Below are 11,418 nucleotides of genomic sequence, written 5' to 3'. Positions count from 1 at the left end.
TCGCGTACGCGGGAGTGACGAGGGACGGCGACTTGGGGTATTTGCAGCACTGGCGCTGCTTTGCGCCGCGCCAGCCCATGCCGAAGCGCCCTCGCCAGAAGCCGAAATTCGCACGGTCATCGCCGACATGCAGGCCGCCTGGAATCGCGGCGATTTCGAAGGCTATATGCGCGGCTTCCAGAACCCCGGTGTGGTGTTCGTCTCGCGCGGGCAGTTCCAGCGCGACTGGCAGGGCACGCTCGATCATTATGTCCGCGATTATGGCGGCGCGCCCGAACGGCGGGGGACGCTGCATTTCTATGATATCAAGGTGGAGATGTTGGCGCCGGATGCCGCGCAGCTGATCAGCCGCTATCACCTCGACCGGCCTGTGGACCCGCAATATGGCATCAACACCCGGCTGATGCGGCGGGTTGGCGGGCGCTGGGTGATTGCGCTCAACCATGTGTCATCGGCCGACACGCCCGATCCCAACGATCCAGTCGCGGCGCACCGGCCATAAAAAACCCTTCCCATGGCGAGCACGGGGAGGGTTTCTCGAAATTCCAGCGAAAGCTTACGCCTTGCGGGTGCCGGTCATCGCCATGGTGCCGAAGGCGCCTGCCTTGACCTGGCCGGTGATGGTGTCGCCATCGACGGTGGCGGTACCTTCCAGCTTCATTGGCATCGGCACCTTCATGTCCATCGTCCAGGTCAGCGTGTTACCGTCGACCTTGCCGTCGGTGATGTCGAGCGCGCCCATCTGGCCGGCGTTCGATCCGGTCCAGCTGTCGCCGTCGACATTGACGGTCAGCACCGACTTCTGGTCGCCCATCGGCGATTTGGTCACGCAATCATATTGTCCAGCTACTGACATGTTCAGTCCTCTCTTGGGTGGTTGAAAATACTAGGCTTACTTGTCTCCGGCTGCCGGGGCAGCACGGCGAACTTCGATCGGCATGTTCAATGCCTTGAGCTGTTCCTCGACCTTGGCGGCATCGCCCACGATGACCCAGGTCAGCGCCTTGGGGTTCAGAGCGCCCCGCATCGCGGCATTGAGCTTTTCGGCATCCATGCCGCGATACTGTGCTGCCAGGCTTTCGGCATAGTTGGTCGGGCGGCCATAAAGCGCGTCCGACTGCATCTGCGAGAGCACCGAGGACGAGCGCTCGTAGGTGCCCGCCAGTTCCAGGCTGTTGCCCTTGACCGTGCGGTCCAGCTCTTCGGGGGTGACGCCCTTGTCACCGATGAAGCCGTTCATCTGCTCGATGATCGCAGCGACCGAAGGGCCTGTCTGGTTGGTCTGCACCGGCGCAAACGCGAGGAACGGCACGTCGTTCTTGGGGCGCTGGATCAGGGTGCGGGTGCCATAGGACCAGCCCTTGGTTTCGCGCAGGTCCATGTTGATGCGCGAGAGGAAATCGCCGCCCAGAATGTCGTTGGCCGTTTCCAGCGCGAGCAGATCGTCGGTGCCCTTGGCTTTGAGCACCTGACCCGCCAGAATCAGCGACTGCGGCGAATTGGGACGGTCGATCAGGATGATGCGGCCCTGGCCTTCGGGGATCGCTGCGCTGAAATCCTTCTGCATCAGCGCCATGCGGTTCGACGGCCATTTGCCGAAGCGCGCCTCCAGCATCGGCAGCATGTCCTTGAGCGTGGTGTCGCCGACGACGAAGATCGACGCGCGCTCGGGCCGCATCCACTGGCTGTGATAGGCCGCGATCTGGTCGCGGGTCAGCTTGCTGACCACGGCCGGATCACCGGTGCCGGTCAGCGGCACGCCATAGGGGTGGCTGGTGCCGTAGAGCAGCGGCGGCAGGTTGCGCAGCGCGATGCCCTGGGGCTGGGTGTTTTCCGCCTGAATGCGGGTCAGCTGCTGCACGCGCACGCGCTCCAGTTCCTTGGCATCGAAGGCAGGCATGCGGATGACATCGGCCAGCAGGTCGAGCGATGCGCCGAGGTTGGGCTTCATCGCGCTCATCGACACGATCGTGCGATCAAGATCGGACGATGCGCTGATGTTGGTGCCCAGTCGCTCCTGCGCTTCAGCCAGCTGCACTGAATTGAGCTTCTGCGTGCCTTCCTGCAGCAGCGCAATCATCAGGCTGTTGGTGCCCAGTGCGTCCTTGGGATCGCTGGCAAAGCCCGCGTCGAAGCTGACGGCGACGCGCACCACTGGGACCGCGGTCCGCTTGGCGAAACGCACCTTGATGCCGTTCGAGAGCGTGGCTTCCTCGACATCGGGGAAATCGAGATCGGGCACGCTGCCTGCTTCGGGGAAGGTCGAGCGGTCCACTGCTGCCAGCGGCTGCTTGCTGGCAGAGCCTGCCGCCATCGCATCGTCAGCCATGCTCGAATAGAAAGCAGGCGCCGCAAGGACGCCGGTGCGCATCGCAGGGCCCGATCCGGTCGCCTGGCCTGCGCCGCCGCCAGCGTCATCGGCATAGGCATCACGCTCGCCGGGCAGAACGTGCAGCTTGGCGACCGGGCGGGTCAGCCACTTCTTCATCGCGGCGGTGACCTTTTCGGGCGTCATCGCCGCGAGCATGTCGAGCTGCTTCTTGTAGAAGGCGGGGTCGTCGGAATAGAGGGCACCTTCGGCCAGCGTCACGGCCTTGCCGGTAAAGCCGCCGACCTGTTCGAGGCCGGTGATCCGGCCTGCGGCCTCACGCGTGGCGACGCGCTGGACCTCATCGGCGGTCGGGCCGTTGGCGATGAAATCGGCGAGGATCGCATCGAACCGCTTCGACACGGCGTCGATGTCCGCGCCGGGCTTCACATCGACATAGGCTTCGAACACACTGCCATGAACGAAAGGCTGCGCCGATGCAGTGACCGCAACGGCGGTCTGTTCGTCACGCACCAGAATGTTGTCGAGCCGCGAGCTGGCAAGGCCGCCGAGAACGGTCGCGCCAACATCCAGCGCCGCAAAATCGGGATCGTTGAGGCCCGGGACGGTCCAGAAGCGATACAGGCGCGCGGTGGGCACCTTGTCCTTCATTACCGCGACCTTCTCCGCATCCAGCGTCGGCAGCGGCGGGTTCAGCCTGGCAACTTCAGGGCCCTTGGCGATATCGCCGAAATACTTTTCCACCAGCGGCTTGGCTTCGGCAACGTTGATGTCGCCCGCCAGCACCAGGATCGCGTTGTTGGGGCCGTAGTGATCGGTGAACCACTTCTTCATGTCGTCGAGCGAGGCAGCCTCGAGGTCGGCCATCGATCCGATCGTCGAGTGGCCATAAGGATGCTCGGGCGGGGTCAGCATCTCGATCTGCTTGTATTCGACCAGACCATAAGGCTGGTTGTCGCCCTGGCGCTTCTCGTTCTGCACCACGCCGATCTGGTTGGTCAGCTTGTCCTGGGTGATGCCGTTGAGCAGATGGCCCATGCGGTCGCTTTCCAGGAACAATGCGCCTTCCAGCCCTGCCTTGGGCACAGTCTGGAAATAGTTGGTGCGATCGAACCAGGTGGTGCCGTTGAAATCGGTCGCGCCCAGCTTCTTGAGATATTCGAAATAATCGCCCTGGGCGTTTTCCGATCCGTTGAACATGATGTGTTCGAACAGATGGGCATAGCCGGTCTTGCCCTTGGGCTCGTGCTTCGAGCCGACATCATACCAGATCGACACCGCAACGATCGGCGCCTTGCGATCTTCGTGGACGATCACGGTCAGCCCATTGGACAGCGTGAACTGCTGATAGGGGATGTTGACCGTCTTGACGAGGTCGGCCACCGGCGCGGCCTGCTGCGCGTGCGCAGGGGCGAGCGCCACGGCGAGCGCCAGCGAGGAGACGGCGATAAGCGAACGAAAGGGCTTGAGCATGGGAATTGAGCCTCTCTTGGGAGCGTATTGGTTTGTTCTTCCGGGTGTCACCGGTGTGTCGCAGGAGCGCCGGTGCCGCCTCGGGTTGCTGATTGAAACCATAAGCGTTGCGAGCCTTGTTTCAAGCGACAATCACGGGCGATAGCGCCGCTTGGCATGCGGCATCAGCTGTTCGCGGGTGAAATAGACAGGCTTCGTCTTGTGTTCGACGAACAGCTTGGCCTGGTCGGTGTAATGCGGGCTGTCGGGCCGGGTGGTGGCAGCGCCGAATGGCTGGATAGACCGCGACGTCAGCTTGCCGTCCACATCCCATTCGACGAACTGGATGAAGCTGTCGCCATGGCGGACGGCAAAGCGCCCGTCCTTCTCGTCGACATCCCACAAGGTCGCCGCGCGCAGCGTGTCCGAACCGCCGTCCATCGGCAGGTCGACCTTGCCCTGGCGCAGCCGCAGCACGGTGCCGAGCTTCGGATCGAGCGACTGGAAGTGCTTTTCCAGATGATCGATCGCGGCCACCAGTTCCTCGCGCGCATCGGGCAGCGGCAGGCGGCGATAGCTCTGCCGCATTGCCGGGCGCATAAGCATCAGCGCCAGGGCATCGCCCTTGCCCTTGCCGTCCATCTGCCAGTCCCAGGCGCGCAGCAGCGCCTGCGCTTGCGGAATGCGCGTGTCGCCATCGGCCTTGACCGCCAGCAGCGCATTGATCCAGCCGGTGGCATAATCGGACTTGTCATAGCCGACATCGTACTTGATCCGATCGAGCGTCGCCGCATCGATCTGTCCCGCGGCCTCGAACAGCTTGATCGCTTGCCGCGCGCGGTTGGTCATGTCGGCTTCGATCCCCATCAGCGGGGAGAAGGTCGCCGGGTCGAGCTCATCGCCCGGGCCCGCCGCGACATAGGGCGTGTTGTTGGCATTCATGATGTAGCCGGAGGCCGGATTGACCAGCATCGGAACCCGATCCCAGGGCAGATGGCTCTTCCAGATCAGGTCGCTGCGGTTGCCCGGCAGCACGCCGCGCCAGTTTGCACCGGGCTTGCGCGCCGGGAACAGCGCGTTGTACGCCATGGCGATATTGCCCTCAGCATCGGCATAGATGAAATTGGTCGCGGGCACGCCCTGGATGGCCATTGCCGCCTTCCACTCGTCGAAATTGCGCGCCTTGTTGATGCGGAAATACTGCTCGAGCATCTTGAGTTCGTCGATCCCGGCATAGCGGATCGCGAATGCGCCCTTGGCGTTCACGATCACCGGGCCATGGACCGAGCGGTAGACGGTCTGCGGATAGGGCAGGGTGAACGGCCCCATCTTCACCTTCAGCCACACCCGCTTCGATTCAAGGTCGCGCCACTTTCCATCCAGTCTGTACTGCGTCTTGTTGTCGTTCAGTTCGAGCTTGTAGACATCGATCAGGTCGGGCCGGTTGACCGTGTTGGTCCAGCCCAGGGTCTTGTTGTGGCCCAGGAACGGATAGGGCGATCCCGGGAAGGTCGCGCCCGCGAAATCCCAGCCTTCATCCGAATGCACCACCAGCTCGTACCACGCCACGCCGCCGCGCCAGGGCTGGTGCGAGTTGGAGATCAGCCGCGTGACATTGTCGGCCGAGCGCGCCGGTGCGACCGCAAAGGCGTTCGACCCGTTCATGTCGGGCTCGGGGCCGATCGGCGTGATGCGCGCAACGTCCTTGCCACTCTCCTTGGGGCCGGAGAGCTTGGGGCCGCCCTCGATCGGCAGGTCCTTGCCCTCGACCAATGCGCCGAGCACGGAATCGAGCCCGAAGAAAAAGGGCGAGCGCAGCACGAACCCGGCGGCGATGTCCTGCCCGTTCAGCGGGAACAGGCCGGACAGACGGACCTCTTCGGGGTGCTTGTCGGCATAATGGTTGAGGCCCGCGGCATAGGCATCGAGCAGGGCGCGGATATCGGCGGGCAGCGTTTCGTACTTGCGATCGACGGTGCCGCGAATGTCGAGCAGGTGCGCTGCGAAATCGACCTTCGCGCCATCCGCGCCCGTCATCGCGCCGGTGCGCGCGCGCGTCATCGCCGCGACTTCCTGGATCGTCGAGAAGTCGTCCTCGCTATGGGCATAAGCGACGCCATAGGCGACGTCGGGGTCGGTCTTGCCGAAGATATGCGGCACGCCGAAATCGTCGCGGACGATCTCCACATCATAGGTGCGCGCGGGCGGCGCCTTGCCCGATTCAGCCACCAGCGGCTCCCACAAGGCGAGCGCCAGCGCGGTGACGGCGATAAGGACGAGGAGGCCGAGGGCCAGACGTTTGAGCACACGCATGGCGCGCACCTTATCAAGCAATCGGCGCGCGTCTACTGACAATGCTGTAGGTAGTGCTGCGATTTACCGCATCAGGCGGCGGCACTGCTTTCTGCGGCAATCGCCTGCTCGATCAGGCGGCGCGAGCGAACCCCGCCGGCGTCGATGTTGAGCAACAGCAGGCGGCGGTCGGGATGGCTGTCCAGATTCCTCTGCTGGCGTTCCAGCATTTCCATGTCCTCGGCAAAGATCTTGCCCTGACCTTCGCGGATGGTGGCGGTTAGCGCTGTATCGTCGACCGCAAAGCGACGCGCCATGCCCCAGAAGTACCAGTGCGAGCCCTCGGTCTCGGGAGTCATGAAATCGACCACTACCGAATAGGCCTTGCGGTCGAGCGGGGCATCATAGCCACCTTCGCCCACCGGCGCGACGCCGACCTCGATCTCGACGCTGCTGGGCAGGTGGAAGTGGCAAAGCTGCCAGCGGTCGACCGGACCGCCATCGGGCAGCCCCGCACCGCGCAGCGCCATCGCCCAGAACGGCGGCGGCTCGATCGCGTCCATGAACCGGCTGGTCACCACCTCGTCGCCGACGATCCGCGTCTTGACCGGCGCTTCGTCGATTTCCTTCTGGCCGATGCTGGTCGAGTGCACATAGGTCTCGTGCGTCAGGTCCATCAGATTGTCGACCATCAGCCGGTAATCGCAGGCGATGTGATACAAGCCACCGCCATAGGCCCAGCCTGCATCTTCGGCCCATTCCAGGTGGCGCAGCCTGGCGGGATCGGCCTGAGCGGCATCGCCCGGCCAGACCCAGATGAAGCCATAGCGTTCGATCACCGGGAAGGTGCGGATCGGCGGGAAGCCCCCCACGCGCTGGCCGGGCATGCCGACCGTCTTGCCATGGCACCCCATGGCGAGGCCATGATAGCCGCAGACCAGGGCACCATCGCGCACGAAGCCGAGCGATAGCGGCGCGCCGCGGTGCGGGCAGAAATCCTCCAGCGCAGCGACCTCACCCCCTTCGCCGCGAAAGAACACCATCGATTCTCCGCAGATGGTGCGGCCCAGCGGCTTGCCGTCGATCTCGTCTGGCATGCAGGCGACATACCAGGTGTTGCGCGGCCATGGCGCTGTGGCACGTGCGACGCCGCGCTCTTCCAGATCGGGGGCGGTGGCCATCGGTATCTCTCCCTGCTATGCAATTATTGGATCCAATAATCGGAATCCTGATGCTGTGCAAGTCGGATGAGAGGGCTTGCCGGGCGCGGTGCAAAAGCTATGACCATCACCGATGGACCAAGCGATGAAGCCCGGCCAGCGCGTGCTGTTCGCACTGCGCAAGATGATCGTATCCGGCGAGATCCCCGATGGAACGCGGATCGCGGAGATCGGCACGGCGGAGCGCTTCGGCGTCTCGCGCATGCCGGTGCGCACCGCGTTGCGCACGCTGGAGCAGGAAGGGCTGGTGGTGCGGCTGGGGCGGCGCGGCTATGCCGCCCGCGGGCCGACGCCGACGTCGATCGAGGACGCGGTCGAGGTGCGTGGTGTGCTCGAAGGGCTGGCCGTGCGCATCATTGCCTCACGGCCGATCGCGCCCGGCTTCGTGCGCAAGCTCCAGGCGTGCCTCGCCGAAGGCGATGCCCTGTTTGCAGGCGACGACTTTGCCGCCGAGGATATCGACCGCTTCTACAACTACAACCTGGCCTTTCACGATCTGCTGCTCGATACCAGCGGCAATGGCGCGATCCTCGTCGCGCTGTCGCGCAACAACCATCTGCCGCTCGCTTCGGCGGGGGCGCTGGCGGTGGACTGGGACGATCTTGCAAGCGCGAGAAGGGGCTTGCATGCCGCGCATCAGGACCATCATGCGGTCGCCGAGGCGATCCTCGCCGGCAAGCCTGAAGAGGCCGAGGCGCGCATGCGCCGCCACGCCCGCGCCGCGCTGATCCCCGGCATGATGCCGCTGGTGGGGCCGCTATAGCAGGCAGCGGTGACCGAGCATTTCGAGAACAAGACCCCCGTTTCGCAAACGACCCATTGCAGGCATTCCTGCATCGGCAATATTGGCCTATAGCAGGGGCATCCGCATCGAAACCGAGCCCGGCTTATGAACCGACGTCGCGTATTTCTCATGGCCGCACTTGTCGTGGTTTGCGCGGTCTATCTTGCCAATGCCTCGTGGCTTGCGCCTGCGCCAAAGGGCAAGGCCCAACTGATGGCTCACAGGGGAATCCACCAGCTTTACAGCCGGGTCGGGATCGACAAGGACAGTTGCACGGCCAATCGGATGCTGCCCCCGACAAACCCGTATATCGAGAATACCCTTCCATCGATGGCAGCCAGCTTTCGTGCTGGAGCCGACATTCTCGAAATTGATGTCCATCCGACGACCGACAACGAGTTTGTCGTCTTTCACGACTGGACGATCGATTGCCGGACCGAAGGCAGCGGAGTCACGCGCGAGAAATCGCTCGCCTATCTCCAGTCGCTTGATGTCGGCTATGGATATACTGCCGACGGCGGCAAGACATTTCCTTTTCGCGGCAAGGCCAAGGGGATGATGCCGTCGCTCGCCCAGGTTCTCAGGGCCTTTCCCGAGCAGCGCTTCCTGATAAACTTCAAGAGCCGCTGGATTCAGGAAGCCGATCTGTTGCGCGACTATCTCGATCGGCATGGCATCAAGTTGGATAGCAGGATCATGGTTTATGGCCATGAAAGACCAGTTGGGCGCTGGAAAACCATCTACCCGAACGGCTTTGCGTTCTCCAAGGCGGATATGAAGGCGTGCACCCTCGATTACATGAAGGTGGGCTGGAGCACCAGATTGCCGGAATCGTGCGTCAACGGCGCCATCGGGGTGCCCATCAACTACCGGCATTTCATCTGGGGTTGGCCCAACCGGTTCCTCGATCGGATGCGGCAGACCAACACCACCGTGATATTCTTTGGCAGTATCGACAACGAGAACGGTGCACCGGGAATAACCGACCCACAAGAGCTGGACGCTGTTCCAGCCGGCTTCGGCGGCTTGATCTGGACTGACGCGATAGAGAACGTGGGGCCAGCGTGGGAAAAGAGGTCGCGGGCGCTGAGCGATGGGGCCTGAGCAACCGCAGGCGCGTCGGTTTTGTCGCCATCTCGCCGAAACCAAACAGGTTCAGCTTGCCATCCATTCGCGCAAAGCCGCGCTGACGGCCTCCGGCGTTTCCATCGGCGCCATATGGCCTGCGCCTTTGAAGACCACCAGTCTTGCACCTGCAATGGCATCGGCGATGGGCACGTGCTGGTCGGGCGGGCTCCACAGGTCGAATTCGCCGACACCGACCAAGGTCGGGCAATGGATCTGCGCCAGCAGCGGTGCAGCATCCAGCCGGTTCACGAGGGCGGTGATTTGCTGCCGGTGGATGGCGGGCGTCATGCGTTCGATCATCGCATAAAGTGTCGCGCGCAGCGCTGGATCGGTATCGAGCAGGCCCGGTCTGACCATTGGCGGAAGCCAGGCATCGGCGAGCGCGGTCATGCCTTGCCCGGCGCTGATGTCGAGCATCGCCTGGCGCTTGGGCAATTCCTCCGCGCCGGCCGGATGCACCCCGGTATCGAGCAACGCCAACCGCGCCACCCGCTCGGGCGCCAGGCGGAACACCTCCAGCGCGACGCGCCCGCCCATCGAATGGCCGACGATCGAGAAGCGCGCCGGTGCCGTGTCCAGAATGTGCGCTGCCATGCCGCCCAGCGAATCGTGCCGGGTCAGGTCGGGGACGATGACGTCGTAATGCGCGCCCAAGGCCGCGCTCTGGTGCGTCCAGACATCGTCGTCACACAACAGCCCGGGGACAAGGATAACGGTTTCGCGCGAAGTCATGGGATCAGGGCATTACATCGGGCAGGGGCGCTCCGTCTACAGTCACCGGTGCCGCCTCGATCAGTACGAAGACGATGCGGCAGGTCTCCGTCGGCGAAGGGTTGCGCCACAGGTGGATGGTCCCGCGCTGGACGATGATATCGCCCGCGCGCGCCGTCGTGACCGCGCCATCGTCCAGCTCCAGCTCGACCGCGCCCGACAGCACGATGCCGTAATCGATGCTGCTCGATCGGTGAAAGGGCGAGACACCGCCCGGCACCATGTCGACGATGCGGATCACCGATCCCTGATGCAGCGTCAGCCCGGCGTCGCGCGTCCGGCCATCGGTCTCGTCGTTGTTGTCGGCAGGCACCGTCGCGGTGGTCCACACCAGGCTGAACGCCGCGTCACCCGAGGGGATCGGTTCGACCGGCAGCAGGTCGTCGCTGCGGATGATCGCGCGGCCTGAGGCATCGTGCCCGGTGACGATGCGGCGGACGGGGGGCGAGGGTACGGCGCTCATCCCTTGACCACCTTCTGGTCGATCGCACCGAACAGCAGCCCGCCATCGGGCAGCCGCGCCTCCATCCGCACGGTGTCCCCAAAGCGCATGAAGCCGGTGCGCGCCTGGCCTTCGTCAAGCATCTCGATTCCGCGCCGCTCGGCGATGCACGACGATCCGATCTCGCGGAAATTGCTGTTCGAGACCGTGCCCGATCCGATGATCGTCCCCGCGCACAGCGAACGGGTGCTCGCGGCATGCGCGATCAGCTCGTGAAAGCCGAATTCCATCGGGCCGCCCTGGGCATTGCCGAAGCGCTGGCCGTTCCAGTCGACGCCAAGCGGAAGGTGGACACGGCCCTCGCGCCAGGCCTCGCCCAGCACATCGGGCGTCACCGCAAAAGGCGCGACCGAACAGGCGGGCTTGGCCTGCACCCAGCCAAAGCCGGTCTTCATCTCGATCGGCGCCAGCGCGCGCAGCGACCAGTCGTTGATCTGCACCAGCAGCTTGATGTGGGTCATCGCCGCTTCGGGGGTGACGCCCATTGGCACGAAATCGGTGATCACGCCGAACTCGCCTTCGAAATCGATGCCGTCCTCCTCGCGCGGCATCGGCACGTCGGCAGTGGCGGAGAGAAACTGGTGCGACAGCCCCTGATACATCAGCGGGCGGCCCGCGGGCGGCGGCTCTGTGCCGAACAGGGTCTCCATCAGCTCGCCGTGGCTGCGATAGGCCGAACCATCGAGCCATTGCCAGGCGCGGGGCAGCGGCGCGGCAAGGGCAGCGTTCTCGATGCTCTCGCCTTCGCCTGCGTCCAGCCGGTGTGCCAGCGCGCGCAAGGCTGGCTCGGCGTTGGCCCAGCCATCGATCGCCTGCTGCAGCGTTGCGGCGATGGTGCTGGCGGGCAGATAGCGGCTGCCATCAAGGCTGACGACGATCAGCGTGCCATCGGGCGTGCCGGTATCGAGGGTAGCGAGCTTCATCGAGAGGGTCCTTTCGT

10 protein-coding genes are annotated in these 11,418 nt (G+C 64.2%); 3 read left to right on the top strand and 7 right to left on the bottom strand.

All coding sequences use genetic code 11. The annotated features are described in order from the left end of the window. The first annotated feature begins 49 nt into the window (after positions 1–49). The gene (locus tag LI72_RS14290; protein ID WP_081985043.1) at positions 50–502 is read left to right on the top strand and encodes a nuclear transport factor 2 family protein; all 453 of its coding nucleotides are present in this window, start codon (positions 50–52) and stop codon (positions 500–502) included. Positions 503–556: 54 nt separating this feature from the next. Here LI72_RS14290 and LI72_RS14285 read toward each other — a convergent pair whose 3' ends face one another. The 4 genes from LI72_RS14285 to LI72_RS14270 all read right to left on the bottom strand — a co-directional run bounded on the left by LI72_RS14285 (position 557) and on the right by LI72_RS14270 (position 7,254). Continuing rightward, positions 557–856 carry a hypothetical protein gene (locus LI72_RS14285; RefSeq protein ID WP_033926600.1) on the bottom strand — a complete coding sequence of 100 codons (300 nt, stop codon included), beginning with the start codon at positions 854–856 and terminating at the stop codon, positions 557–559. A gap of 36 nt (positions 857–892) precedes the next feature. Continuing rightward, positions 893–3,802 (bottom strand): M16 family metallopeptidase, encoded by a 2,910-nt coding sequence (locus LI72_RS14280; protein WP_033926599.1) that lies wholly within the window; start codon positions 3,800–3,802, stop codon positions 893–895. A gap of 132 nt (positions 3,803–3,934) precedes the next feature. Further along, positions 3,935–6,094 (bottom strand): penicillin acylase family protein, encoded by a 2,160-nt coding sequence (locus LI72_RS14275; protein ID WP_033926598.1) that lies wholly within the window; start codon positions 6,092–6,094, stop codon positions 3,935–3,937. A gap of 71 nt (positions 6,095–6,165) precedes the next feature. After that, a complete protein-coding gene (locus LI72_RS14270; protein ID WP_033926597.1) occupies positions 6,166–7,254 on the bottom strand; it encodes an aromatic ring-hydroxylating oxygenase subunit alpha in 1,089 nt (362 codons plus the stop codon). Between the two features lie 112 nt (positions 7,255–7,366). Here LI72_RS14270 and LI72_RS14265 point away from each other — a divergent pair, with 112 nt between their 5' ends. Next, complete coding sequence (locus LI72_RS14265) at positions 7,367–8,056, top strand: GntR family transcriptional regulator (protein WP_033926596.1); 690 nt, start codon at positions 7,367–7,369, stop codon at positions 8,054–8,056. A 126-nt stretch (positions 8,057–8,182) separates the two neighbouring features. Further along, positions 8,183–9,181 (top strand): glycerophosphodiester phosphodiesterase family protein, encoded by a 999-nt coding sequence (locus LI72_RS14260; RefSeq protein WP_033926595.1) that lies wholly within the window; start codon positions 8,183–8,185, stop codon positions 9,179–9,181. Between the two features lie 51 nt (positions 9,182–9,232). On the opposite strand, the gene LI72_RS14255 is transcribed toward LI72_RS14260, so the two are convergent. The 3 genes from LI72_RS14255 to LI72_RS14245 are packed head-to-tail and all read right to left on the bottom strand — an operon-like array spanning position 9,233 to position 11,401. After that, positions 9,233–9,937 carry an alpha/beta fold hydrolase gene (locus LI72_RS14255; protein WP_033926594.1) on the bottom strand — a complete coding sequence of 235 codons (705 nt, stop codon included), beginning with the start codon at positions 9,935–9,937 and terminating at the stop codon, positions 9,233–9,235. Positions 9,938–9,941: 4 nt separating this feature from the next. Then, a complete protein-coding gene (locus LI72_RS14250; RefSeq protein WP_033926593.1) occupies positions 9,942–10,439 on the bottom strand; it encodes a cupin domain-containing protein in 498 nt (165 codons plus the stop codon). Beyond that, entirely contained in the window at positions 10,436–11,401 is a 966-nt protein-coding gene (locus tag LI72_RS14245; protein ID WP_033926592.1) for a fumarylacetoacetate hydrolase family protein, read from the bottom strand. Before LI72_RS14245 ends, LI72_RS14250 begins: the two co-directional genes overlap by 4 nt. Positions 11,402–11,418: the final 17 nt, after the last annotated feature.

This window comes from Sphingomonas sp. 35-24ZXX (assembly GCF_000786215.1).
Taxonomy (GTDB): Bacteria; Pseudomonadota; Alphaproteobacteria; order Sphingomonadales; family Sphingomonadaceae; genus Blastomonas.
Note: the sequence above shows the minus strand (reverse complement) of the source record. Positions and strands in the feature narration are given on the sequence as shown.